Genomic DNA, 26,552 nt, shown 5'->3' with positions numbered 1-26,552 from the left:
AATCTTGCCTTTTCAGTAGCCATAACAAAAAGAAGCAGGCAGTAAGTAACGAGCCTGCTTCTTTTTGTCTATTTAGCCGTTCAGTGCCTGATCCAGATCCTGGATAATATCTTTGCTATCCTCAATACCAACCGATAAGCGCACGCAACCGTCACTGATACCCATCTTGTGGAGTTCAGTGGCATTTAATGTGCGATGGGAGGAGATAGGAGGGTAACTGACCAGTGTAAAGACATCGCCCAGCGAAGTAGCTGAAATACACAAATCCAGCTTATTCATAAAGCGAAAAGCTGCTTCGCGAGATTGCTCCTTGAGCTCAAAAGCCAGTAGTCCACCAAACTGCTGGTGATCCATCAACTTGCAGGCCAGTTCGTGGGATGGATAGTCGCTCAAGCCCGGATAGTGTACACGCGCGACAGCTGGATGCTGTTGGAGGAAGCGGGCGACTTCCAGCGCATTGTTACACTGGCGCTCCATGCGTAAGGAGAGGGTACGCAGTCCGCGTAGCATCAAATGGGCTTCAAAAGGACTCAGCATAGCGCCCAGCAGATTGCTGTAGTCGCGTAGCTGATTAAGAAGTGTATTTTTCGCACTGATTACAACACCGCCCGTACTATCGCCATGTCCACTGATATATTTCGTCGCGCTATGGACAACCAGATCAAAACCATGTTCAATCGGTCGAGTCAGATAGGGTGTGCTGAAGGTGCTGTCTACAATTGTGACTGCCCCGATTTCTCGTGCAACGGCACTGATAGCATCCAGATCCACGATTCTGGTGAGGGGATTAGAGACGGTTTCGACATAAATAACGTCTGGTTCCTCGTTGCGTAGCAGCTCATAGATCTCCGATTGGCAAAAATCGGCCAGCAGTAATTGTGTCCCAATAGTAGAAAATAACTTACGCAACAGCGTGATCGTTGGACCATAGAGATCTTGTGAGGCGACGATCTTTGTTCCTGTAGTCAGACCAGCGGCCAGCAGAGCCGCATGCATGGCTGCCATACCAGAGCCAAACGCCACTGCTCCCACGCCACCTTCAATATCAGCCATAGCGCTCTCAAAGCCATATGCATTTGGATTACCCTGGCGAGCATACACATAGGAGGGTTGACCGGCAGATGTCTTGCCACTAAACGCCTGATCCAGCGCCTCCACACTCTCATGCACATATGTCGTACTGGCATGGATGGGTGGAACAGTTGGATTCCCACCATCTGCAGGCGCTGCGTGTTTGTTGCGGCCTCCATGGACGAGTCTGGTTGCCAGATTCCATTCTGTTGTTTGTGATGGATTGTGTTGTGTCATAGCTATCCTTTCATGACAGGGGAAACGATGTCGTTAGCTAACTTCATCTGTGCATTGGCATTGCCAGATGAAGTTAGCCTGTGCTGGCGCCTCTAGAATAAAGAACGGTCCATTTATGGAGTGCACAGCTTATTTAGATATTGTAAACTATCCAACAGGTCCTGTACGCCAGGCAGATCACCTGGCTTTTCAGCTATCCAGCGTTGATAGAGGGCGCTATAGCGATCTGCCAGCACGATAGCTGGCGCTAATGTATGGGTTTCTGCTGTCCATGGTGTATAGCGAGCAATAACTTTTCCATCTACGTCTGAGAGCAATGGGAAGGGCAGACGCATTTCTTCTTGTGTCCCCAGGTTCACCAGTACGGTATCAGTCGTAATTGCCAGCAGAGCGCACTGTTCTTCGCGAAAATCTGCATAGGATCGTGCATAATCCTGTAATAGTTTCCGCTCATCGGCAGAGGATGAGTGTTGTAGCAGGAGAATCACCAGGTGCATTCTCTGCTTATAATCCCATGGACTATGGGGCATACCATCTGCTCCAGCCAGATTGAAGGCTGGTATGATTTGTCCAGGTTCCAGCTCTGGAATATGGGGTTGATTTATATTGGACATGGTACTTCCTCAAGTATATCAATGATATAGCCAGGTAACTTTCACTATTCTTTCCATTATTATATAGTATTGCGCGACCCCTTCCTATAGTTAGTTGATCTACAAACAAAAAATTCCATTGACATCCAGCCGCTAAAGATGGCTTCTTGTGTGGCGCTACCTACTCATATGTGGATTGGAGTTTGCTATTTCTGTTTTTCACTATTCTAGCTTTAAATTGATCTGATGGAAACCTGTCCTTTACTTAAAATACAAATTTTTCACTGCGAGAGCTTGTCAAATGCATAAATTACTTTTATACTGATTTGTACAGACAGGGTATTTGTATTTTTTGGGGAGGGATGATGAGTCATCAGATGCGAAGCGAACAATTAGAACATATTGGTGCTGTTCTTGTTGTGGGCAGTGGCAAAGGGGCGTTGGCAAGTCGACGGTAAGTGTGAATCTGGCGGTATCGCTTGCCCGACAGGGGGCTCGTGTTGGCTTGCTGGATGGAGATGCCTATGGGCCTAGCATTCCGATGATGGTGGGTGTCCGTAAACGCGCAGATGCAAAATCAGAGGCGGTTTTACCGCTGGCAGAGCGCAAAGATCTGGCATCTGAGAAAAAGATTCCTCCATTGCTGCGTTATGGCATCAAAATTATGTCGGTGGGTTTTTTTATTGGCGAAGAACAGGCTGTTGCGCCCATGCCGGACGCATTGGGGTTGTTGATACGGCAGCTGCTCTATTCCGTGAACTGGGGAGAACTCGATTATCTGATTATCGATCTGCCTCCGGGTACCAGTGAGCCGCAGGCTACGTTATGTCGTGAGATAGCGCTGGCGGGGGCTATCCTGGTGACCACGCCCAGGAGATTGCTCGTATTGATACGGCGAAAGCGGTCACGATGTTTCAGCGTGCCAATGTTCCTGTACTGGGTGTGGTACAGAATATGGATGGTTTTGTTTGTCCTCATTGCGGTCAGGCGGTTGCTATTTTTCCTGAGAGTCATGAACACCGGCACCAATTAGATGAGTTGCCCTGTCTGGGACGCATCCCCTTAGATCCTGTTGCAGTCACCAATGGAGATAAAGGATATCCGATCGTTGTTAGTCTGGCGGATTCTCCGGTGGCCCTGGCATTTGAGCAAGTTGCTGTGCAAGTAGTCCAGCAGCTTGCGGCAAGAAAATCACAAAGCGTCGATCAACATACAACAGCAGCGCCAGATAAAGAAGAGGATATGCATGAAAGAGAAGATTAAAGGTCTTCTGGCTGGTATTATTTTTCGACTCATCGCTCTTTTGACCTTAGGCCAGATTTCTCCGATCCTTAGTGCCTGCGTCATTGTAGAAAAAGATGGCAAAATTTTGCTGGTAGATCGCAGCGATGGACTGGGATATACCATTCCCGGGGAATTGTACGTTATAAAGAAACACTTGAAGAGTGTGTCTGTCGGGAAGCTAATGAGGAGACAGGCTATGATGTTGGGATTACAGGATTAGTAGGTATTTATTCATCGGTGGATCGCGATCCACGCTTTCGAGCGGTCTCAATTGCTTATCGTGGACATATTCAGGGCGGAGCCGAACACAGTTCTGGTGAAGGGAAGGCCTGCTGGATGGCACCTGAGTCCGTTCTAGGCCACATGGCCTTTGATTGTGAACACATGCTTAAGGATTATCTGAGTGGTCGTCAATGTCTCTCATAGAGCTGTAGAGAAGGATCTTTCCTATGTATGATATAGTGGGAAAGAGCCAGCGGCTACGCTGGACGAGCAAGGAGAGAGGCAATGCCAATTTGTCCAATTTGTGATGACAGCGGTTTAATTAATTCTGATGCGGACCAACCACGTTTTTGTTATTGTTCGGCTGGTAAGCGTGCCAGGCGTCAGTGGGAGGCAAGCAATGGATCCGGGCAGGATTCAACGCCCCGAGCTACCAGTTTTATTGACGTTTCTGATCTAGAGCAAGTAAACGCCAGTGTCGATGCGATGCGGGCATCCTTGCTTGGCGCCCCTTCTAGAGAAACCTCCTCGACGAAACATCCTACTGTTCAATTGCTGTATCGCATTGCACATGCGGGTCATGAGGTCTCCATGGTTGAAGCCGCCCAGATCCACGATCTGGCAACTGCGCTGGAGAGTTTTCTAGGAAACATCTCATCTATTGGAAGAAAAAAGGGATAATACATAAAGTGAAGATTGATTGTATTCATCCAATTTTATGCCACAGAATGAATGCAATCAATCTTCACCAACCAGGGAGCTGTTCACTCAGCTTTTGTACCAACATGGATAGCAACGATGCCACCGTTGAGGTAATAGTAACGCACATCACTCCATCCTGCTTCTTCCATAATTTCCTTCAAAGCTGGCGCCTTCGGAAACGTTGTAAGCGAGTTGGGTAGATAGTTATACTCTTCAAAAGCCTTCCCGATCACCGTACCGAACAGGGGGGCCAGTTTATAGAAGTATAGATAGAAGAGCGTGCCAAAGATTTTACCAGGAGGATGGCTGATTTCCAGGCAGACTACCCGGCCACCAGGACGAACGACCCGCAACATCTCACTGAATCCTTGCTTAATGTTTGTCAGGTTGCGTACCGTAAAGGCTGAGCAACAACCATCGACACTATTATCTGGGAGCTCGATATGTTCGGCATCACCAACACGTAGCTCGATGCGGTCCTGCAATCCCATGCGAACTAGCTTACGGCGTCCTTCATCCAGCATCTCGGGAGTGATATCCATCCCAATCATTTTGGTGCCAGGGCCCGAGCCATTGATAACTGCGATAGAAAGATCAGCAGTCCCTGCACCAAGATCCAGTCCCGTTTGACCAGTGGCCAGAGCCAGATAGCGTGCGGCGCGTTTGCGCCAGTAGCCATCCAATCCCAGGCTCATTAACTTGTTCATCAAATCATAGACACCAGCGATCCGTCCAAACAGTCGCTGTACATAGGGACGTTTGCCCCCGACTTCACGAAATTTTTCTTCTAAAGCAGTATTTGTTGTCATTGTTTTTTTTATTCCACTAACGTCTGCGGCTAATCACAAAATCGATCAGCTCATCTAATACATCACGATCGGGCGATTTAGGAAAATGATAAAGATCCTCACGCGCTTTATTAGCATAATTGTGGGCTTCTTTCATCGACATAGTGACGCCATAGCCGTGAGTTACCCAATCTACTATGTCCAATATATCTTTTTCATTGTGCTCATCGCTATTGAGTAAGCTTTGTACCTGGACCTGATGGCCATTTTGGGGTGTTTCTTGTAAGGCATAGATTAATGGGAGTGTTACCATACCCTGACGCAAGTCATTGCCGGCAGGTTTACCAATGGTGGTTTGATCTTCAGTGTAATCCAGAATGTCATCAATGATTTGGAAGGCAATGCCCAGATTTAAGCCATAGGAGTGCAGAAACTCAACCTGCTCATCCGTCGCATCGCTCAAAATCGCGCCACCTTTAGCACATGCCGCAATCAAGCACGCCGTCTTATTTTTAATTTTTTCGAAATAGGTTTCAACCGTGAGATCCGCGCGACCGGATGTCATCATTTCGAGGATCGTGCCTTCACATACCGTGGCAACCGTATCTGCGAACAGGCGATCAATGCGTGGATTTTCAATCTCAGCAATCAGACCGGACGTTTTAGCCAGATAATAATCGCCCAACAGGATAGCGATCTTATCGCCCCAGAGAGCATTCACGGTAGGATTGCCGCGCCGTGTCGAGGCTTCATCAATAATGTCATCATGAATAAGCGTGGCCAGGTGAACCATTTCAAAAGCCACACTCAATTGCAATAATTTTTCAAAATCATAGTGATTAAGTTTTCCAGAGAGCACAGTTAAAGCTGTCCGTAAGCGTTTACCTGGTGAAGCAAGCGCATGCATGGAAGCAGAATTAAGGATTGAGAGTCCAGATGTTGCTCTTTCCTGAAAGAGGGCATCCACTTGATCAAGTTCAGGCTGGATGCCTGCGAATATTCGGCTCAACGTGGCCGTAGTGTTCATAAGGGTTCTCCAATTTTACATGTCTTCTAGCACGTAACCAGATGTCCTCTGACAGCTTATGTAGGTTACAAGGTATGTCAGATCCTTACGACTGCCATTACTTTTCTCACATTGAGAGATGTAGCTTTCCCCTACAGATTATAACGTGCCTGGTCCATTGTATGACAGAGTAATCTTGACTAGCTTGCTAAAGCCATAATGATAACTCTTTATCAGTATTACGTATCAGATGTTGTATCGACTTCAACCAGATCTTCCTGGACGTATCCGGCAGTGAAGTTAAACTCATCGAGCGCATCCAGGGCGGTATTATATTCTGCCCAGGATAAGCGTCGATTAAGTACAGGATCATTGACAGCTTTCCAGGCTGGAAAATACTGATCCATCAGGCTTACTGGTGTATCAGGTCCCAATTCCTCGGCAATCCAGCGTAATACGTCACGGGTGCCCGAAACATCTTCTGGCATCACGAGGTGGCGAATGAGTAAACCGCGCCGTGCAATTCCCTCTTCATCTAATTGAAGCGGACCAACCTGGCGATACATTTCTCGCAAAGACACCTGATTATGATCAACATAGCGAGGCATTTTGGAGGTACGTAGCGCATTTTTATTATCAGAATACTTTGAATCTGGCAGATAGATATCAACCACACCATCCAGTAACTGTAGCGTCTCCAGGTTTTCATAACCCGCGCAATTATACACAAGCGGCAGACGTAAGCCCTTCTCACAGGCGATGACGAGTGCTGCTAGAATTTGTGGCACGAAGTGGGTTGGCGTCACCAGATCCAGATTATGGCAGTTTTTCTTCTGCAAATAGAGCATCATATCCGCCAGGCGTTCTGGCCCAACACGATGTCCCAGACCACCCTGGCTGAGTGAGAAATTCTGACAATAGGTGCACCGTGCCTGGCAATAGCCAAAGAAGATCGTACCGGCGCCACGTGTGCCACTGATGGGGGGCTCTTCACGTCGATGAACATTCCATGAGGCCACAATAGCTTCTGTGCCAGAATGGCAAACGCCAGTTTTTCCAGCGGTACGGTCACAGCGGCAATTCTGCGGACAGATAGTACAACTGCGCAAAACATCCCAGGCGGCATTTGCACGTTTTGCCAATTCGCCTGTTTCGTAGAGATTGAGATAGCTGGGATAAGACATACAAGCTACTCCGAACCCCTCCTGAGAGGGGTACTCAATGTTGGCTGTTTAGTAAATTGACCATTGATAAAACATGAGTCATCCCGAATTTTTGCCCCGTGCGACAAGCTGGATGATCAATGGCTATGCGCCGCTGATCTGGGTCCAGAAGTATCTCCGGTGGGGGAATCCTGATCCCCATGGAAAAAATTCGGGATGCATCATTGCTTGAAAAACGAATACTTACTGCTGAGATGGCCATTTAAAGCCTTTTTGTGAAGGCTTCGGGCCACTTGGTCCTGATGACTTTTTACTCTCAGCTTTTTTACCAACCTTTTTACCCCGTGAAGTGCCTGAGCGTCGTGGCGCTCGGTTGGTAGATGTCGATCTGGAATCCTCGGCATCTGGATCTTCTACAGGTGTTCGCTCAGTTACCTGCTCGACGAGCTTTTCCGTATCATCATCGATGTCTGTCCAGAACTGAGCATTTTTGCGTTGAGCGGGCCGCGAACCTTTGATGACACGGCCATTTGGTAAGCGTGTCACATGTTTTTCTGGTCCCTGCTCACTACGTTGACGAGGGTAGCGCTTGCCATGCTCGGTCTGTATAAAGGGTCGCTGTGGCATTTCTGAGTCATCAAACTGTTCGTAATCACCCTCGAACTGTTGCATGTACTCTTTTTGACGCTCCTCATCACGTGCTTTCTGAACTTCTGGCCTGCTTAACCAGCGTGGATTGGGAGCACGTGGAGCTTGAGGACGTGGGCGAAAGGATTGGCGTGGATTGCCACGCCCATCGGCTTTCTTGTCCGGACGTGTATGGCGTGCAGCCCCGCGCGTGCCAGGCGTATATTCGGGCTGGGCTGATGGAGCGGAATTTGGCGCTTGCGGTCGAGATCCCGGACGTCCTTTTGGATTATAGGTAGTTTCACCAGTACTGCGGCGATTACCATATCCCTGACCTGCGCGATTGCCATAGGCAGGACGACTGCCATAACCGGGTCGGCCAGTATCCCCATCATTAGAACGATTGCCATAGGCAGGACGACTGCCATAACCGGGTCGGCCAGTATCCCCATCATTAGAACGATTGCCATAGGCAGGACGACTGCCATAACCGGGTCGGCCAGTATCCCCATCATTAGAACGATTACCGTAGGCAGGGCGATTGCCATAACCGGGTCGGCCAGTACCCCCATCATTAGAACGATTGCCATAGGCAGGACGATTACCGTATCCTGGCTTATCAGCACCGGTTTCATCAAAGCGGTTGCCGTTATTAAAGGGTCGGGAGCGTGGACCCTGTTGATTGCCATAAGGACGCTCTGAGCGTTGATAATTGCCGCCCTGACGCTGGCCATAAGGTCGGCGATCACCTTGTGTTTGCTGGGAGGAATTGTCGTTGTTATTTCTGCGCCAGTTATTACGTGGAGATTGAGCTGATCCATTGGAACTACGTGGATGGTAATCCGCGTGTGTTCGTGCTGCTCCATTCTCCCAGGCGCGATCTACCATTTCTCGGTTGAGGCGAGGCCGAGCTGGACGTGAAGACTTCTCTTCTCCGTAGCGGTTGGAGGTTGAATTGCGAAATGGCGGACGTGAGCCATCTCGTCGTTGCTTGTTGAATTCTCTGGTCATGTTTCCTTTCAATGTCAAGCTGTAAAAAGCAATCAGACATTCGCTTCCGCGGCTTGCTTTGGCGCATTGGCAACCCGTATTGTTTGGATGAGCTTACGTGGAAGCTTCTTGTGTCTTCCATCGCCTTCTTTAGCGCCTTTACTCATCTGATTGAATGGCATGGCGTACCATATGGGGATGTACTAAAAGTAGTGGACAGATCGGCAAGATCTTCATCGAGATTTCCTCCCGTCAGTCGTTCCGCATCTACTCTGCAATGCTTAACGCGCTGTGCTCCGTGATGCCAGGATTGGTGGGGCGCGTCCCTGTTAGTATACCACAACTTTTGATCTTTCTACTACTCTACCCATAATGGCCTGTCCCCTGTAAACTAGCCGTGAGGCGGAGAAAAGGGATAAAATGCTTCCTATATAACTCGTCTGGCACGGCCAAAAAGTGCCAGCACTTTGGTAGCCGCTCTAATGCTATTGAAGAGGGGGATATCTGTAATAGTCACATCTGCTCTCTACAGATATCCACTGCTGTCAGCTTATTTGGAGAAGAGGCGATAGCCAATCATCTTGTAGACCAGTTTGGCAGCTAGAAAATCAGCACGGGTCTGGCCTTCCATGGGACATAACTCAACAACATCCATACCAACGATGGTGCTGCGCTGATTGATTTCTTGAAACAGTTCAAGGACCTGATACCAGCTTAAACCACCTGGTTCAGGTGTACCGACGGCGGGCATCTCGCCGGGATCAAACGCATCCAGGTCAATGGTTACATAGGTATGTTTGCTCAGGCGTTCCCAGGGAATACGAGCCAGGCCTTTCGCTAACTGGTAAGCCCAGACAATCGCGACATCTGGTTGCGTGCGCATAAATGCAGCTTCTTCAGGACTAAAGCTGCGAATACCGATCTCCAGGAGTGGAATTCCCATAGCTACTACGCGACGTTCGATTGAGGCATGCGATAGTGGGGTTCCTTCGTATTCATCACGTAGATCTCCATGGGCATCAATATGCACCACGGTCAGATCCGGATACTGTTCGTGAACGGCTGCAATGACCGGTGCTGATAACGAGTGTTCGCCCCCAGCGTTAAGGGAATCTGTCCCTGTGCCAGTGCCTTGCGGACCGCATCTCCAGTGGTCTTCAAGGCCGTCGCGTGATCCATTCCACTATAATCTAAGACGGGATAGGTATAGACACCTGCCTCAATCGGACAGCAATCCAGTTCCTCATCATAAAGCTCCATCTGGCTGGACGCATTTAAAATAGCCTGAGGACCCATCCGTGTTCCTTCCATATAGCACACACTATATTCCAGGGGGGCGGGAATAATAGCAACCTTTGCCGTTTCAGGATTACAATGAGGAGCATCAGGAGCCCCAAACTGACTGATCAGCTCTTCTTCCATAACACAACGCTTTCCTTTATGTAACAATCTTTACTTTTCCACTGCTTGCTCTTCAGATAGTGTTTGATTCCTACCCTCATCGGGGAGCATGCAGTCAGCCGCACTCGGGCGCTAAAGCACCCATACTTCTATGAGTCATCCCGAATTTTTGAGGAACATTTCTAGCCGGAAAGAAAGAGAGAAAACCGGAAAAGTAAGAACTAGGCAAAGAGGGGTCTCCTGAGTTAAACTGTTAAAAATTCAACTGACAGCAAAAAACCAGGAGGCCCCCAACTCATGCCATTTCAGTATGACATACTTCAACCCGAGGAACAAGATGCGCAGAGAGCATCACAGGAATTAGCTCAATTGCTTGAAGAATTTCTTATGCCACTTTTGATTGTGCTTGATAGGCTGATAGATAAGAGGTTAGTGCGAACGTTAGTACAGGTATGCGTTGCAATTATTCGTTTCAGAAATAACAAGCAGGGACTACTTTTGAGTGAATTAGGTTCCTACCTCGATGGATATGCGCAGCAATCAAAAACAGCGACTGCTGGAACGAAGAGAGTGGGAAACCTGCTTCGCTCCATAAAATGGAATTTTTTGCAGATAGATCACTATTTACTAGAAGAAGCTGATAAAGAGGTGACACGTATGAGAGAACAAGGGAAAAGGATTATTTGCCCTTGGGATGAGAGTGTCATAGAAAAAGCAGAAAGCGAGAAATTAGAAGGAATCTGTCCAGTAACTTCTAGTAAAGCGAAAAGATTGCAGCGCTCAAAAAAAGGCCTGGTCTTTAATTTTCCACCAAAGAAAGCGATTACAGTGGCAGGAATGCAGTGGACAGCAGCATTGATCATAGGAATGGAAGGAAGGGTAAAAGTAGCAGTGATGAGCTGGTGGACTACCAGAGGTGATGATGCGACAAAGTTAAGAGAACAACAAGAAAAGTTATTGAGAAAAGTTGTTCGGAAATGGGGGGATCAGCTCCTTCACATATTTGATCGTGGAGCAGCATCAGGCCCTTGGATACAAGTGTTACAGAAATTACGTGTGCGTTTTGTGATTCGCTGGAAAAAAGGGCATTTCTTTTTCAATGAGAAAGGGGAAAAGAAGAAATTATGGCAGATTGGATTACATAAAAAGTATTTATCTCATAAAGAAATACGTGATAGCCATACTGGTGAAAAGATGCCTTGTGATGTTTGGTGGGCGCCGATATGGCATGAGCAATACGAGTATCAACTTTATCTCGTAAAAGTTCGCGTGAATAAGAAAGTCTGGTATCTGGTAACTAATGAGCGTATTCGAACTGCAGAGCAGGCTTGGGAGATTGTTTTTGCTTATCGGAGACGTTGGCAAATAGAACTCGTATTCCGCTATGGAAAGAGTGAGCTGGCGATGGAGAGTCCGCGTTTGTACGCGATGGAAAACCGACTCAAGCTGTTAGGTATCGTGACACTTGTTTATGCTTTTCTCCTCCATTTACTCACTCCTATCCACGGGGATCTTGTTGAAATGATCTTGCATTTGAAGTGCAAAAGAACCGGAAAGCGATGCAAAAAAGCTATTGCACCGCTTTACCGCTTACGTTGGGCGATCAGCCGTCTGTGGGACGACTATCGTCCAAGCCTTGGCTACCTTTTGGCTCCCAATATCCAGACATTACAGTCTTTGTCAGATAAAAGGTGTTAGAAAAGCATCCCGAAAATTCGGGATGACTCATACCCTTGTTCGCACCGCAGGTGCGAAACCTCATGCAGAGAAATGATGGAGTACACGAGAATCAAACACTATGTCACTGAGGGAACATCTCTGCCAGTAAGCCAGGCTTGCTGTGAAGATATTGTAGCATGTCTGCCCCCGTGGCGAGAACACAAAAAAAAGTGAGGTGCCTTCCTCTTCATATGGCCTGGCACCTCACCCTCCCGTGTCCGGGGCTAAATTTGCGAAGATACACTTCGCTTTACGCTTATTGCCCTTAGCGCACCCCCAGTTTGGCTAAGCGGCGGGCTTCCATCGCCTGCTCATAGCGCACTGGATCTGGCTCTTCGGGACGTAGTGAACGGGTTGCGCGCACCACAAAATGGGCTTCAACGTCCTCGGTCTTAAAGATCTCTTTCGCAAATGCGATGGCATCTTCCTGACTGAATTCCTTGCAGGAACAAATGTCGATATCAACTTCCCCATACTCGGGCCATGCATGGAGGCTCACGTGGCTCTGGGCAATAACGACAAAGCCTGACATGCCAGCGTCGAGCGGATTCGATGTGTCAATATCATAGAGATGTACGGGACTAACTTTCTCCATCGCGACTCGCTCTGGCAGTTCACTCAGTGTGCGACGCAACAATGACTCATCACTCAGGATGTCACGGTCAATGTTATAGAGTTCAAGCATCAAATGGACCAGCATCGCATTTTCCTCCTAATATGTTCCGATTATGCAGGGGTCGAGCCCCCATAATGGGTTGCGTCCTGCAATTTAACTGTGTGCTACATTTTTCTGCACACTGTTGGATATTATACATTAGGTTGTCAAGCAAATGCCAAAGGAAAGCCGATTTTTTTACCTAATTGGGAATGCATTTCTACCTAATTAGCAGTAAGCAATCAACCTAATTAGCAGTAAGCAATCAACCTAAATGGCATTTAGCAATCAACCTAAATGCCATTTAGAAATTTTGGTCTCTACCTAAACACAACTACGCTGCGCATTAGATCGAGAAAAGAGCTAAGGACGGGCCTGTTTACCCGTTTCATATGCCTCTTTTAACTCATCAAGCATTTCCTGGCGTCTGGCATAGAGTTCCCGGCGAGGGCGCGGCTGCGCTTTGCTCACCGCGTAGGCGGTCAGGAGAGGTAAAGCAATAGTAGAATCTCCATAAACAACGACTGTATCATTCAGTTGATCAGGCTTAATTTTTCCCCATGAGACCGCCTCTGAAGGGGTTGCACCTGAGAGTCCACCCCAGTGAGGAGCATCAGCGGTAATCTGGACAAAGTAATCATGGCCGCCTTTTTGGATTCCAAGTACTTCCCATAATTGTGGTTGTGTCTGGAGATAGAAGTTTTTTGGACTGCCGCCACCCAGGATAATCACACCATTACGTGTAGAATGGTGCACGATAGCAGTTGTCTCATTGACATCTGCCAGTGGATCAAGTGTGAGCAGACTGCCTTCCAATGCGTTGCGAGCCACATTCATACCGATAGAGGAATCGCCTGGTGAAGATGTATAGATAGGCACATTCCAGGCAGCTGCCTGAGCCAGAACAGAGTATTCCGGCTTCACTCCGATTTTGAGTAATTGTTGTCCCAGATGGTAATGGAGCTCCGATGTGGAGATGGGTCGATTGGGCAGGCTACGCAGGCTCTCACGCACAAACGCATCCGTATCCAACAAAACCTTGTCCTCGAAGAGGATATCATAAATACGGATGACTCCCTCTTCCTGTAATTTTACATCGTCCAGGCGGAAATCACCGCGATGCAGCGACATCGCCAGTGCATGATGCATATCGTGATAGAGATTGGCTCCCGTACTGACAATAAAATCAACAAAGCCATACTCCATCAACGTCAGCACACAACCTCCCAGGCCAGCCGGTGTTAAAGCACCGGCCATAGTCAGCCCCACGGTAACATCTAACTCTGGATTCAACATACGCTCTGCAAAAACGCGAGCCGCCTCATTCAGACGCGCGCCATTATACGCCTGAAACTGCTCATCAATGAGCTCGGTGACGGTCATATCTGGTCGGACACGGCGAGGGAGAATTTTGGGTCCGCTTAACAAATCACTGTGATGTTGCTCAGATGAATGTTCATGCTGATCGGTCATGGTTGTATCGGATTCCTTTCAATAATTGGATTCAGAAAACACAGTATACTATACTCGATTTTTAGCTGCTACGTACAATGTTTATAGGAAGAGTGAGAGTTTAGATCGCAAAAAAACGCAGCTTTTAAAAAGATGGTATTTATCTAATGTCGAATTTTTCTTATGCTTCGCAGTTATACTAATTATAGATAAATGGATATGACTCAGTATAGCGAATACGACTTAATTTGTAGGAGAAGCACCTGATATTTAATTTCATTAGCTTCATGAGAACTGTAGTAAAGTAGCAGTAAAAAAAAGGAGAGGTATGAAAATACCTCTCCTGGATGAACAAATTTTTACTCGATCATTGAACGGCGCAACTCAATGATCTGATCACGAAGCTGACCGGCTTTCTCAAACTCTAATTGCTTGGCCGCAGTTCGCATCTGCGATTCCAGATCTTTGATCAAGCGTAATGCTTCATCCTTAGGAATACCAGCCAGGATTGCAGCGGGACTCTTGCTATTGCCTTTATCCTCGCTACCGCTCATCGCTTTGAGACGCTCTGATAGTGTTTTGATTTCCTTCTGAATACCACGAGGAGTGATATTGTGTTCCTCATTATACGCCAGCTGAAGTTTACGGCGGCGATTTGTCTCATCGATAGCACGTTGCATGGATCTGGTGTTCCGATCGGCATACATAATCACTTTACCTTCGACGTGACGAGCCGCACGGCCGATAATCTGGATCAGTGAACCTTCCGAACGTAAAAATCCCTCTTTATCTGCATCCAGAATAGCTACCAGGGAAACCTCTGGTAGATCAAGGCCCTCACGCAAAAGATTGATTCCCACCACCACATCGTAGACACCCAGGCGTAGATCACGCAGGATCTCAATGCGCTCAATCGTATCAATCTCAGAGTGCAGGTAATGCACCTTGATATTGAGCTCCTGCATATAGTCTGCAAGATCTTCTGACATCTTTTTTGTCAGGGTTGTCACCAGCACACGCTGCTTTTTCTCTACACGCAGTCGTATTTCGGCGATCAGATCATCGATCTGACCTTTAGTGGGTCGTACACTGATCTCAGGATCGATCAATCCAGTAGGGCGGATCAACTGCTCAACCACTTGCAAACTGTGTTCAAACTCATAAGGTCCGGGCGTGGCAGATACATATAGTGACTGATTGAGTTCACCATCAAATTCTGGAAAGGTCAAAGGACGATTATCCATTGCTGATGGTAAGCGGAAACCATAATCCACCAGTACCTGTTTACGGGAACGATCGCCTGCAAACATGCCGCGCACCTGGGGGAGGGCGACGTGTGACTCATCAACGACCATCAGGAAATCATCTGGCATATAATCGAGGAGCGTCCATGGTTGTTCACCTGATCCTCGTCCGGCCAGGTGGCGTGAGTAGTTTTCGACACCCGAGCAAAAGCCTGTTTCGCGCAGCATCTCCATATCAAAATTGGTACGCTGTTTCAAACGTGCTGCTTCCAGCAACTTACCTTCGGATTCAAAAACCTTGAGCTGTTCCTCTAATTCTGCATCAATCAATTCGATAGATTTGAAGAGCCGTTCACGCGTGGTGACCCAGTGTTTAGCGGGATAAATATCCAGGCGCTGGCGTTTATTCAGAATCTCGCCAGTTAACGGATCAATATCCGTCATCCGTTCAATTTCATCACCGAAAAACTCAATACGTACCGCGACATCTTCATACGCAGGAAAGATCTCAAGGACATCTCCGCGCACGCGAAAACGGCCACGCACAAAATTGGCATCGTTGCGTTCATATTGAATCTCGGTCAAATGGCGTAAAATCTTATCGCGTCGGCGTTCCTCTCCCACCTTCAGGGTCAGAACTACCTGGCCATATTCTTCAGGACTGCCCAGGCCATAGATACATGAGACTGAGGCGACAATCAAGACATCGCGCCGTTCAAACAGACTACGCGTGGCCGAAAGTCGGAGCTTCTCAATCTCCTCATTTAGCATACTCTCTTTTTCAACATAGGTATCAGTACGGGCAATATACGCTTCTGGCTGATAGTAGTCATAATATGAAACAAAGTATTCAACCGCATTATTAGGAAAAAATTCTTTGTACTCACTATAGAGCTGTGCAGCCAGGGTTTTGTTTGGAGCTAGTACCAGAGTTGGGCGTTGTAGCTGTTCAACAATTTTTGCTACCGTGTATGTTTTACCACTGCCAGTTACACCGAGTAATGTTTGATATTTGTTGCCATCAGTAATACTTTTAACAAGTTGGTTTATTGCTTCTGGTTGGTCACCAGTTGGTTCAAAGGGGGCTTCAACCTTAAATGCTGGCATGCGTCGTCTTCCTCTATCTTCTGCTAGCATAGAATATTTTTTCCAATTACCCCTTTATTATACCACTTTAAGGGGGCTATGCACTGGTTTTTCACCTCAAACCTACCATATTTTTGGTGTTCATCCATGGCGTTGCCTGTACGTTCCAGCATAAAAAAACCAGTGTTGAACTTTTTTATAGAGCTCATGCGTGATACAGAAAGGTATAACTCATTTTTCTTTCATTAATGCACATCGTAGTCGTGTATTCATACACTTCATTCTATAGTTCCGGAGGGTATGTATTTATGCGTTGGCTGCTAGATAACAGCTCGGTTCGTATCGGACGCATAGTCGCTGGCCTGCTTGGCCTGTGTCTTGTTTTGATGCCATTGGCAAGTTGTGGGACCACTGAAGCTTTAAAATCGGTCCCCCTCGATCTTGGCATACCTGCTGAGGCGTTGAACTCAAAGGTGACTGGCTCAGTACCAGATAACACCGTCTTGCATGCAAGGATTACCTTTAAAATCGACCCTAAGCTTATGCAAAAGGCTCAGAATCAAAAAATAGAACCTGGTAAGCCATCACATCTGGAAAATTTGGCCAACCAGATTGGTATTGATGATGCCACCTATCAAAAATTCAAGGACTTTTTTAATCCGCAGGGTATCACCTTAAAGTTGAGTAAGATGCGTACCCATCTCTCAATCGATGCTAAAGCCAGTACCTTTGCTAAAGTCTTGAATACGAAATTTGTGAACCATAATTATCATGGTCGCACTTTTTATGCACCTGATGCCAAGAAGCCGGCGATGGTACCTCAATTCCTGGTGGGTTCTATTGAAGCGGTGACAGGTCTGGACAATTATAGTACCCAGCCAGTCCATCAAGCCTCTTTCCAGCCAGCGGTTCCGGCGCAGTCAAAAAAACCGGCTGCGGACTGCTCGCCTCCTGATCAAACATTATTGCCAAAGGACATTGCCCATGCTTATGGCGTTGATCAACTCTGGAATCAAGGCTTGCATGGAGAAAATATGACGATCAATCTGGTAGAGATTGATGGCTCAATGCGCAGTGATGTGCAGAATTATCTGGACTGCATCAGCTTCAAAGGAAAAGTTACATCAATTAATGTTGATGGTCATCCACAGGACACATTGGGAGAATCGACATTAGATATTCAAATGGCGGCCGGTCTGGCTCGTTCTGCGAATATCAAAGTGTATCAAACAGATGGCACGAGCAACAATTCGTCCGATATCTGGGTGAATGTCAATGATGAATTGCAACAGATTCTGAATGATAATGTCAATAATGCCAATGCCGGTAGTACCGTCAGCATCAGTCTGGGAGCGGCCGAAGAAGAAATGTCCCAATCAGATCTGCGTGCCCTGGATCAAAGCATTCAGCAGTTGACCAAGGTTGAGCATATGACCGTTTTTGTCGCCAGCGGTGATTGTGGCGCTTTCGGTAGCCACAGTTATGGTAATCTCGCCGTGAGTTTTCCGGCCAGCGATCCCTGGTCTGTTGCCGTGGGTGGAACCATTCTACAAGTAGATGGAGGACAGTCACGTGCTAACGAGACTTCCTGGTCAGATGGCTCTAATCATAGTAGTTGTAAAAACCGTTGGGGCACAGGTGGTGGTTTAAGTAAAGTCTTTAGCATGCCCTCCTGGCAGAATCAGTCTGGTGTTAAAAATAACCAGTCTAATGGTAAGCGTCAGATTCCTGATGTTTCCGCTGCCGCATATGGCCTGGCTGTCTATTATCAGGGACAATGGGGCTCGGTTGGTGGAACCAGTGCTGCCGCGCCTATCTGGGCAACTGCTCTGGCTCTTGTGAACCAGGGGTTATTAAAGCAAGGTAAAGCATTTAATTATTCCCCTCAGATGTTTTATGATGTCGCTAAGAAGAATAATCGTGCTTACTATGATGTAACCCAGGGAGATAATCTCTATTATCGTGCTGCTCAAGGTTGGGATTATACGACAGGATTGGGAACGCCCAATCTTCGAGATTTCTACGCCGTGGCAGGTCGATAAGTTTTAAGCACCGATCGATAAGACCCTATTATCGATCGGTGAGCCCTGACTTCGTACCTATGTTGTTTCTGCCTTATCACTTGTGTTGTACAATAGAAAAAGCAGAGCAAGCAAAGATACTAGCAAGGAGCAGCATAGGTATGGCACAGGCACTTCCCCCTTATTGTCCACGATGTGGCACAGAAACAAATCCCCGGCAACGGTTTTGCGCTAATTGCGGATTACCAATTATCTTATCAAATTCAGAGCAGCAGCGTTTTCCATCCCAACCACAACAGCCTTCTTCTCCAGGATTTCAAGGACAGTATCCAGCCCAATCCTCAGCCCCACGGTCAACGCAGAATGAGGATCTCTTGATGGGTTCAGCCCCTCCATTGTCATCCAGTTCACAGCGCCGTCGTGTGGGACCGATTGGAGTGGTCCTATTAGTCATGGCGGTTTTGCTGATTTTAGGCGTGGCTGGCTACTTTGTATTGCCCCTGCTCGGTATTGGAAAAGCGACCCAGGCGGCTATTACGACGAGTGATCTACAGACAACCGTGAATTATGCGGGGATGGATATTACGCTGGTGAATGCACAGCAAGCAGCTAATTTTATTGATGATCCTCAAACGCATTCAGATGGTATGCTCAGGTTGCATGTGCAGGCAACGAATAAAAATAAAAAAGCTGCCGTGCTGATCTACCCGACTATTGCCCATCTATTGCTTCCCGGTGGGAATGAACTTGCTCCGGTCTATGCCTCAGACTATACTGCCGTTGCACCTGGTGAAACCAGGAGTAATACTGTTGATTTTGTGGTGCCTGCTGCTACCAAAGTAAATCAGTTGACATTGCTGCTGGGATCCGCTGCTGAGGCTCGTCTGAATATCCCACTGCAGCCTCATGCTGATATGGGCAAGTATGCAGCAAAAACGAGTGATGTCAACAAAAAGACCAGTTACTTGAGTCTGGATTATCTGGTTACCCAGGTTACAACACAAATGAGCCTGGATGGTCAGCAGGCTCCCAAAGGAATGCGTTACCTTTCGGTTAATTTGAAGATAGGAAATCCTTTAATGCAGCCAGTCATTGCTGGCTCTCCCTTTGATTACTTGCGTGTAAAATCCGGCGATACGTCCATCGCACCAGTGCAAGCGACCATTCCATTGAATTTTGCCTCTCAAGTAAAGGATCAGGCTGGATCGGCTGTTTTCTTGATACCTCAGGATGTCACTACTGTGACGCTGGTCCTTGGTTCGAAGAATACTGATGGGTTTGATCCGGGTACCGTCAATATTGCTCTCTAACGGTTTGTTATGAAGGAGGCATCCACCAGGATGCCTCCTTATTTTTTCTGTGGAGTTAGGAGTGTAAGGACGCCCTTGTCACCGGTCACATTCATACAGAGGATCTGTCCATTTTTCAGCCAGAATGGCGAAACATAGCGTGCTTGCGTTTGTGGAAAAATTATCGGCGAGCCATGAAATACATAGGCTGAAAGCCTGCCTCCATCGCTGTAAACCAGGGCATGGCCGTCTGGTGACCATGTCCAGCCATCCAGATGTTGTTTGGGAGTGATACTGCTGATTTCCCCTGGTTTGTTGATCGTAACTGTTTGCAGGATCGTCTTTTGATTGGGATTGATCTGTTCGAATGTCAACGCATGTCCATCGGGTGACCAGCTCACATTTCCCACCTGAAAATTGCCTGGTGCCATCAGCTGGTTCAGCTTATGGGTTTGAATATCCATGATATAGATTACGCGGCCGGGCTGATCAAGCGTTGCTCTGGTCACTGTTTTGTTCTGCGAGGCAATCAAAGCCAGATATTGTCCATTGGGTGACCAATTCATATGGTGTATCAAGAGGGACTCATGCATCGTCAGCTGTAACGTGACGACTGCTCCTGATGTATTCGTGGACCAGAGTTGAGTCTGACCTTTTTGTTGGCGGGCAAACATGATTTGATCGCTATGGGTAGGTGACCAGTCTGCAGCCAGCGCCGTATTCTGTCCAAGGAGATGCATATATTGCCCATTGGGAACAAGTGCGAGGAGGGGTTGGGCGGTCATGGGTGGCAGTACTGTTGCTACCAGGGCTGATCCATCGGGTGCCCAGGCCATATCTCTGGCATAACGCATCGCCAGTGCATTGCTCTGGACCGGATTTATGAGATCTGCCATATAGAGGACACCAGCTTGATTGGCAGGTTGATAGACGATGCGCTGTTCGGTAGGATCTAAGGAAAGTAACTGTCCTCCATTGGCAAGTTGTGGGGCCACTGTAATCTCTTTATGTTGTACATAGTAGATACCAGTGGTCTGAATTTCTGGCTGACGCCAGAGATAGGTGAGCCCGCTTAGTACCAGGATGAATGCCGTCGCTGAGGCTAACACGATATAGGTGAGCCTTGTACGCTGTTGCGATCGCGGTGAAGGTATTTCTTGCAAGATCCGAGCACGCAAGGCAGGCGTAAAATGTATTTTTTCTGCTTCTCCTCGCAGGAAGTGGGCGATGTTTGACTCCATCGTGTGATTGGTTGTCACACCTGAAGAGTGCTGCGCTTTATTAGATGAGTGCTCATGGTCATCCCTGCCACGCTGGTTCATTGTACTTCTCCCCTGTTTAAGGTCATTGGTGCATCCTGGCGATCTGCCTGTTGTGTTGAAACTGGTGTCTGCGTGCTATGGGCATGTAGCACGCGTCGTAATTTCTCATGTGCTGACTGAAGGCGTTTACGCAACGTGTTTTCAGCCACGCCTAATGTTTCAGAAATTTCAGGCATTGTCATTTTATGATAGTAAAAAAGCACAAGGACGGTGCGTTGATTGAAAGGTAATGTATTGATAGCCTGGGCCATATCGAGAGTGTCTTCTATACTATCTTTGTGCACATCGGTTACCTCAGTTGATAGATCAGTGGTATATTGAACCAGCTGCTCTTTAAAAAGAGCTGTACGTCTGGCTAGCTGTCTTTTAAAGCTAGTTGCTTGATTCACTACAATTTTTAAAAGCCAGGCCCGTAAATACACCCGTTCACGTAGTTTACGCATATTCTTCCAGGCCAGAATAAAAGAATCTTGCACGATGTCCCGTGCTGTTTCCTCATCACGTACTAATAAATAAGCTGTACGCAGAAGCAGGGAGCCGTATTGATCCACTATCTGAGTGAATGCATACTCGTCTCCTGCAAGAAAACGCGTGACCATTGCTGCTTGCCAGTCTCCATCTCTGGAGTGCTGATCTTCAATAATAGGAGGAACAACGATCTCTTCTTTACTTTGTTTGTTTGTTATTGGTTGATTTTGCCTCACAATTCGTTCGTGCCAGTGACCTTAGTCTCCATTGGCTGAGGGCTGGATACACGCCTCCTTGTACTCCAGGTATTTTAATCACAGGGCTGTGATGATATGCTCATCTTTTAAAAATCACCTAAAGACACGACGTAAAGAAATTACAAACAGGGTAGGAATTCAAACGCTAAATATGTATGTCACATGTTTTTAGCGCCCAACTCTTCAACCTGCCGCACAGTTGTTCAGTCCAATAAGCAATATTGCCGGATATATAGCATAAATGTTCCTGCTGAGGTAGATAACAAATTTTATCAGGGTGACTTATTTTTACTACTTTTTAGGTGGTTAGAGCGTCACTAAGATGAAGGATGGAGGGACCCCTTTCTTTCCTTCGTAAAGCTGCCGGGCTTACATTAGCGATGATGAATCCAGCAGCATGGAAGAAGCGAGAGTGAGAATGAAACAAAAAAGATCATTCGGCATCTGCTTTAAGCACCTCTTTTTGACCCTCAGTATTCTTGTCCTCTTTATTGGTATGTCAGGCAACGCATTTGCGGCTGCAGACACCACGTCCCTGGTCCGTATCGTCCATGCGTCTCCTGATGCAGGTCCTGTTGATGTGTTTGTGGACGGAAAAGCGGTCCTCAAGAATCTAGCTTTTGGAACTGTTACCAGCTATACCGCAATACCATCCGGTGAGCACACAATTAAAGTGGCTCCGGCTGGCAAGGGCATCAAGGCTGCAGTAATTACCAGTTCTGGCCGCATCCCTTCGGGTCATGTCTATACAGTTGCTGCTATTGGGACCAAAGAGAAGGGTTTAGATTTGCAGACCTTCGCTGATGATAACTCCATCAAAGAGGGTTCAGCGAAGGTTCGTGTCTATCATTTGTCCCCTAATGCAGGTCCTGTTGATGTGTTGGTGAAGGGGAAGCATGTGATTACTGAGCTTGGTTACAAAGGAGCCAGTAATTACCTGACAGTGCCGGCTGGATCATATACATTTGATGTACACGCAGTGCGGGCTGGCGTTACTGTTCCAGTGAAGGCAACCCTCAAAAAGGATACCATCACCAGCGTCTTCGCGCTCGGATTATATAAAGGTACGCCGTCGTTACAATTTGTCGTCTCGACCACGACTGGAGCCAGTTCATAACGAACGTTGTCATGCAACATTGAGTTGCTTATAGCATTTAAAAAAGGCAGAGAAAGGCTGAATAGTGTTTGCCTTTTCTCTGCCCTTTTGTTTCAGACCATGGAACAGTTTATTCAAGCAGGAAACTTCCCATTAATTCCCGGCGTAACGCAGCTTTTTGTTCTTCTGCAGATTCTTTGGGTTTCTTTTCAGGATCCTGTAAGGTCGCCTGAGGTGATGTAAGTGCCGATTGGAATTCATCGAGCATAATTTCTTCCAGGAATGTGGGTTGTTTGGCTTCTTTGCGTTCAACTGACAGTGGAGCAGTCTTTGCTTCCACTGGTGTTATCGGCTTTGTCTGTCTGGCTTCAGCAGTGGATGTATCTGGCCCTTGTTCAATGTTCGCTGGTAGCGACTGCCGGGGAGCATCACTGGTAGCCCCGGGCCCGGTTGACTCCTGGATATCGAGTGCCATACGTGTCCCATCGATTTCAAGGAAGATGCCCTGTCCTGCACGTAGATCCATAAGTCGCTGGCGCAGGCTGATATTTTCTGCCTTCAACTTTTCCATGATATGATTTTGTTTTTGCAATTCTTGCGCGATCAGATCAAAACTACTGCCGCCCATACTATCTATCTCCTTCTAATGTGCTTTATGTCATCTTCTTTGTGGATAAGCAGAAATAAAGCCTCTCATCTCTGGTGTCTGGATATTGAAACGTATCAATATAAAGAGCAGTAACAGGTTTAGTAAGTTGCTGATATACCATAAAACACATTTTTGCAAATGTATATTATGTGTTTCATCGAGCAGTGGCGAGCGCCGCAGATAGGTATCTGGCTGCGATTTCCGGATGAAAAATCAGTAATTTTTGTAGTTTATGTGCATATAATCAGCTATAAAGCTTATGCTTGTGGCCTTTTTGGCTGTGTGCTACACTAAGAGTGCTTACTTAAACAACAGAGGAAGTGGGCAACCCCTGGGATCCACCTCCGCTGGATTTTTCATGTTTATAAACGATGGAAATGTATAGTATTGACATACGTGTCCCACTTCCATCGTGATACAATAGAGGGTATATACTACCACTGTAAATATGGTAGGTTCCTTGCAGGAAAGTACAATAAGGATATAACAATGAAAGACCGTATCAAAGAAATTTTAAGCTGGTATTCCAGCGAAAATCCTGGCGTTCGTACAAATCTGGCTCGCATGCTCAACCATGGTCGTCTGGGTGGCACCGGTAAAATGGTGATTCTGCCAGTAGACCAGGGCTTTGAGCACGGTCCAGCACGTAGTTTCGCTCCTAACCCGGCGGGTTATGATCCACGCTATCACTTCCAACTGGCCATTGAAGCGGGCTGTAATGCCTATGCTGCTCCTCTCGGCTCCCTGGAGGCTGGTATTTCCGATTTTGCTGGCGAAATTCCGCTGATCTTAAAGTGCAACAACCATGACGTGCTCAATGATGAGCGTGATCCTATCTCTGCTATTACCTCAGGGGTTGAGGATGCGTTACGCCTGGGTTGTGTTGCTGTTGGCTTTACTATTTACCCGGGATCCACCGAGCGTACTCACATGTATGAGCAGTTACGTGAACTGACGCTGGAAGCCAAGTCCGCTGGTCTGGCTACCGTCGTGTGGTCCTATCCTCGCGGTAGTTCTTTAAGTAAAGAAGGCGAGACCGCTATTGATGTCGTATCCTATGCTGCCCAGATTGCGGCACAACTGGGAGCTGATATCATCAAAGTCAAACTACCAAGTGCGAAGGTCGAACTTCCTGAAGCCCAGAAAGTATACCAGAAGTACGAGATTCCTACTTCGACCCTGGCTGAACGCGTCAAACATGTCGTTCAGAGCTCATTTGATGGTCGTCGTATTGTGATCTTCTCCGGTGGCGCAACCGCTGCTGATGATCAGGTATTTGATGAAGCACGCGCAATTCGCGATGGTGGTGGTTTCGGTTCAATTATTGGCCGTAACTCTTTCCAGCGTAACCGCGCCGATGCCGTTAAATTCCTGGGCAATATCATGGGAATCTATGAAGGTTCAGTAAAATAAGCATTTCCCAAACATTTTTCGCTAAGAAGCGTGTTTGAAAACTCCCCCTGCGTTAACAGCGTGGGGGGAGTTTTTGTTACTGGAAGGATCAGACCAGAGCAAATCCATTTTGGATAGTTTTCATCGTCTTAGATATATAGAGCTAGTATTGATACATGGTAAAATAGCAGGGAAAAGGAGGTGCGAGTATGCTATGGCACACAACTGCCTTTTGCGTAGAAGATATGACAATAGGAGAATTCATCGCCTGCTTTCCTAGTACATTTTTATTAACGGGCCAGACTTTTCAGGCGACACAAGCCCTGTCTTCAGAATTACCTGTGCCTTTCGCCATAGGTCAGATCGACGCATGGACAGTAGTATGTGATCCTTTGTGTATTATCACCTGGCGTGAACAAATGCTGGCTGCTTTCTCTCAACACCGACGTATTTTTGCGTTTGTGATCGAATGTGCCGCGAACATCTATGGTTTCTGGTATTTTGTAGATGGACACCTGTTGCGTCATGTATTATTTCAAGATGGAGCATGTGTGGAAGAAGAGGGCCGGAAACTGGCCGAAGAAGAAGGGCTAGCGGGTTTGGAGGGATATAACGAAGAAAGTATTTTTGCGCTTCTTGAGCGGATAGCTGTTTTTGGGCAACGGCAACTGAGTGAAAGTTCCTTTCAGGGGCTGATAAATGAGCTTTATGCCCCACAAGCAGTCTAAAAAGAAATGTAGACTGCTTGTGGCATCACTGAATACTGCTAGAAGCTTGTGATTGAATTAATTCCAGTTTTCGACACCAACATCATCACCCTGTTCAGCCAGCCAGCGCTCCAGATCAATGGCAGCGCGACAGCCGTCTCCAGCGGCGGTGATAGCCTGACGGTAGCGATGATCGGTGACATCGCCAGCGGCAAAGACACCAGGAATGTTTGTCATCGTGAATTCAGACGGAACAATATATCCGGCTGCATCCATATCGATAACACCCTTAAACAGTTCAGTATTGGGTTGGTGACCAATCGCCAGGAAGACACCCTGGGTATCAAAAGTGCTCTCCTCGCCAGTTTTGGTATTGCGTAAGCGCACACCAGTTACTGCTTCATCACCCAGCACCTCGGTTACTTCGCTGTTCATCAAGAAGCTGATTTTAGGATTTTTAGCGGCACGATCCTGCATGATCTTACTGGCGCGGAACGTATCACGGCGATGTACGATGGTAATATGGTTGGCATAACGTGTCAGGAAAGTTGCCTCTTCCATAGCGGTATCGCCACCACCAATCACGATGACATCTCGATTCTTAAAGAAGAAGCCATCACACGTCGCACAAGCGGTCACACCGCGTCCTTGTAGCTGTTTCTCACTTGGCAGTCCCAGCCATTTGGCGCTGGCTCCTGTCGCAATAATGATTGAGCGAGACTGGTATTCACCCAGATCTGTTTTGACCGTAAATGGGCGCTGGCTAAAGTCAACAGAGATAACATCTTCGGGTAGCATTTCTGTACCAAAGCGGCGAGCCTGACTCTCAAATTTCTCCATCATCTCAGGACCTAAAATGCCCGTCTCAAAGCCAGGGAAGTTTTCGACTTCACTGGTCAGCATCAACTGTCCACCAGCGGAATATCCCTGCAGCATGAGTACAGATAAATTTGAGCGAGCTGCATAGATAGCTGCTGTATAGCCTGCCGGGCCAGAGCCAATGATGATTACACCGTATATTTTTGCCATTCTGATTTTTTCCTTACTTGCGTGCTTAACTTCTGCCAATGATAACACATGGGCGGGTTAATTTATGCCGAGAACCTGATGT

The 26,552-nt window shown here is 47.2% G+C and carries 22 protein-coding genes and 2 pseudogenes; 10 read left to right on the top strand and 14 right to left on the bottom strand.

The window, feature by feature from the left end; genetic code table 11:
• Window positions 1-72: 72 nt before the first annotated feature.
• Both KDW_RS03785 and KDW_RS03780 read right to left on the bottom strand, forming a co-directional pair.
• Window positions 73-1,308, bottom strand: a complete 1,236-nt coding sequence (locus KDW_RS03785; protein ID WP_151754729.1) for a trans-sulfuration enzyme family protein — start codon at window positions 1,306-1,308, stop codon at window positions 73-75.
• 113 nt (window positions 1,309-1,421) lie between these two features.
• A complete protein-coding gene (locus KDW_RS03780) occupies window positions 1,422-1,922 on the bottom strand; it encodes a redoxin domain-containing protein (RefSeq protein WP_151754728.1) in 501 nt (166 codons plus the stop codon).
• A gap of 322 nt (window positions 1,923-2,244) precedes the next feature.
• Between KDW_RS03780 and KDW_RS35770 the strand changes: the two are divergent.
• The 4 genes and pseudogenes from KDW_RS35770 (at window position 2,245) to KDW_RS03760 (ending at window position 4,088) form a co-directional block, all read left to right on the top strand.
• A pseudogene (locus tag KDW_RS35770) lies at window positions 2,245-3,164 on the top strand (P-loop NTPase).
• Entirely contained in the window at window positions 3,148-3,405 is a 258-nt protein-coding gene (locus tag KDW_RS33615) for an NUDIX hydrolase (RefSeq protein WP_233097600.1), read from the top strand. The pseudogene KDW_RS35770 and the gene KDW_RS33615 overlap by 17 nt, the downstream one beginning before the upstream one ends.
• The gene (locus KDW_RS03765; protein ID WP_307767749.1) at window positions 3,300-3,611 is read left to right on the top strand and encodes an NUDIX domain-containing protein; all 312 of its coding nucleotides are present in this window, start codon (window positions 3,300-3,302) and stop codon (window positions 3,609-3,611) included. The genes KDW_RS33615 and KDW_RS03765 overlap by 106 nt, the downstream gene beginning before the upstream one ends.
• Before the next feature lie 81 nt (window positions 3,612-3,692).
• Complete coding sequence (locus KDW_RS03760; protein WP_151754724.1) at window positions 3,693-4,088, top strand: hypothetical protein; 396 nt, start codon at window positions 3,693-3,695, stop codon at window positions 4,086-4,088.
• Between the two features lie 83 nt (window positions 4,089-4,171).
• On the opposite strand, the gene KDW_RS03755 is transcribed toward KDW_RS03760, so the two are convergent.
• The 5 genes and pseudogenes from KDW_RS03755 to speB all read right to left on the bottom strand — a co-directional run bounded on the left by KDW_RS03755 (window position 4,172) and on the right by speB (window position 9,979).
• On the bottom strand, window positions 4,172-4,918 hold the full coding sequence (locus tag KDW_RS03755; RefSeq protein WP_151754723.1) for a ubiquinone/menaquinone biosynthesis methyltransferase: 747 nt from the start codon (window positions 4,916-4,918) through the stop codon (window positions 4,172-4,174).
• 16 nt (window positions 4,919-4,934) lie between these two features.
• Complete coding sequence (locus KDW_RS03750; protein WP_151754722.1) at window positions 4,935-5,924, bottom strand: polyprenyl synthetase family protein; 990 nt, start codon at window positions 5,922-5,924, stop codon at window positions 4,935-4,937.
• Between the two features lie 218 nt (window positions 5,925-6,142).
• The gene (locus KDW_RS03745; protein WP_151754721.1) at window positions 6,143-7,087 is read right to left on the bottom strand and encodes a radical SAM protein; all 945 of its coding nucleotides are present in this window, start codon (window positions 7,085-7,087) and stop codon (window positions 6,143-6,145) included.
• 222 nt (window positions 7,088-7,309) lie between these two features.
• Window positions 7,310-8,704, bottom strand: coding sequence for a hypothetical protein (locus tag KDW_RS03740; protein ID WP_151754720.1), 1,395 nt, complete (start codon window positions 8,702-8,704; stop codon window positions 7,310-7,312).
• A 529-nt stretch (window positions 8,705-9,233) separates the two neighbouring features.
• Window positions 9,234-9,979 (bottom strand): annotated as a pseudogene (gene speB, locus KDW_RS03735) (agmatinase).
• A 402-nt stretch (window positions 9,980-10,381) separates the two neighbouring features.
• Here speB and KDW_RS03725 point away from each other — a divergent pair.
• A complete protein-coding gene (locus tag KDW_RS03725) occupies window positions 10,382-11,782 on the top strand; it encodes a transposase (protein WP_151754717.1) in 1,401 nt (466 codons plus the stop codon).
• A gap of 286 nt (window positions 11,783-12,068) precedes the next feature.
• On the opposite strand, the gene KDW_RS03720 is transcribed toward KDW_RS03725, so the two are convergent.
• The 3 genes from KDW_RS03720 to uvrB form a co-directional block, all read right to left on the bottom strand.
• The gene (locus tag KDW_RS03720; protein ID WP_151754716.1) at window positions 12,069-12,503 is read right to left on the bottom strand and encodes an S-adenosylmethionine decarboxylase family protein; all 435 of its coding nucleotides are present in this window, start codon (window positions 12,501-12,503) and stop codon (window positions 12,069-12,071) included.
• Window positions 12,504-12,821: 318 nt separating this feature from the next.
• Window positions 12,822-13,931 carry a homospermidine biosynthesis protein gene (locus KDW_RS03715; protein WP_151754715.1) on the bottom strand — a complete coding sequence of 370 codons (1,110 nt, stop codon included), beginning with the start codon at window positions 13,929-13,931 and terminating at the stop codon, window positions 12,822-12,824.
• Window positions 13,932-14,269: 338 nt separating this feature from the next.
• Complete coding sequence (gene uvrB / locus KDW_RS03710; protein ID WP_151754714.1) at window positions 14,270-16,261, bottom strand: excinuclease ABC subunit UvrB; 1,992 nt, start codon at window positions 16,259-16,261, stop codon at window positions 14,270-14,272.
• Window positions 16,262-16,548: 287 nt separating this feature from the next.
• Here uvrB and KDW_RS03705 point away from each other — a divergent pair, with 287 nt between their 5' ends.
• Together KDW_RS03705 and KDW_RS03700 are read left to right on the top strand one after the other, a co-directional pair.
• A complete protein-coding gene (locus tag KDW_RS03705) occupies window positions 16,549-18,282 on the top strand; it encodes a S53 family peptidase (RefSeq protein ID WP_162004924.1) in 1,734 nt (577 codons plus the stop codon).
• A gap of 140 nt (window positions 18,283-18,422) precedes the next feature.
• Entirely contained in the window at window positions 18,423-19,571 is a 1,149-nt protein-coding gene (locus tag KDW_RS03700; protein WP_151754712.1) for a zinc ribbon domain-containing protein, read from the top strand.
• 38 nt (window positions 19,572-19,609) lie between these two features.
• Here KDW_RS03700 and KDW_RS03695 read toward each other — a convergent pair whose 3' ends face one another.
• Together KDW_RS03695 and KDW_RS03690 are read right to left on the bottom strand one after the other, a co-directional pair.
• Window positions 19,610-20,872, bottom strand: coding sequence for a hypothetical protein (locus KDW_RS03695; RefSeq protein ID WP_151754711.1), 1,263 nt, complete (start codon window positions 20,870-20,872; stop codon window positions 19,610-19,612).
• On the bottom strand, window positions 20,869-21,576 hold the full coding sequence (locus tag KDW_RS03690) for an RNA polymerase sigma factor (protein ID WP_151754710.1): 708 nt from the start codon (window positions 21,574-21,576) through the stop codon (window positions 20,869-20,871). Before KDW_RS03690 ends, KDW_RS03695 begins: the two co-directional genes overlap by 4 nt.
• A 439-nt stretch (window positions 21,577-22,015) precedes the next feature.
• On the opposite strand from KDW_RS03690, the gene KDW_RS03685 reads away from it, so the two are divergent.
• A complete protein-coding gene (locus KDW_RS03685; protein ID WP_162004923.1) occupies window positions 22,016-22,714 on the top strand; it encodes a DUF4397 domain-containing protein in 699 nt (232 codons plus the stop codon).
• A gap of 109 nt (window positions 22,715-22,823) precedes the next feature.
• Here KDW_RS03685 and KDW_RS03680 read toward each other — a convergent pair whose 3' ends face one another.
• Entirely contained in the window at window positions 22,824-23,321 is a 498-nt protein-coding gene (locus tag KDW_RS03680) for a hypothetical protein (RefSeq protein WP_151754708.1), read from the bottom strand.
• Window positions 23,322-23,831: 510 nt separating this feature from the next.
• Between KDW_RS03680 and KDW_RS03675 the strand changes: the two genes are divergently transcribed.
• Window positions 23,832-24,755, top strand: a complete 924-nt coding sequence (locus KDW_RS03675) for a class I fructose-bisphosphate aldolase (RefSeq protein ID WP_151754707.1) — start codon at window positions 23,832-23,834, stop codon at window positions 24,753-24,755.
• 188 nt (window positions 24,756-24,943) lie between these two features.
• The gene (locus KDW_RS03670) at window positions 24,944-25,462 is read left to right on the top strand and encodes a hypothetical protein (RefSeq protein ID WP_151754706.1); all 519 of its coding nucleotides are present in this window, start codon (window positions 24,944-24,946) and stop codon (window positions 25,460-25,462) included.
• A gap of 57 nt (window positions 25,463-25,519) precedes the next feature.
• Here the strand turns inward: KDW_RS03670 and trxB are convergent, their stop codons facing one another.
• Window positions 25,520-26,470, bottom strand: coding sequence for a thioredoxin-disulfide reductase (gene trxB / locus KDW_RS03665; protein WP_151754705.1), 951 nt, complete (start codon window positions 26,468-26,470; stop codon window positions 25,520-25,522).
• Window positions 26,471-26,552: the final 82 nt, after the last annotated feature.

It is taken from the genome of Dictyobacter vulcani (assembly GCF_008974265.1).
Lineage (GTDB): Bacteria > Chloroflexota > Ktedonobacteria > Ktedonobacterales > Ktedonobacteraceae > Dictyobacter > Dictyobacter vulcani.
The sequence above is the reverse complement of the archived record's forward strand: the minus strand, read 5'-3'. Positions and strand labels throughout refer to the sequence as shown.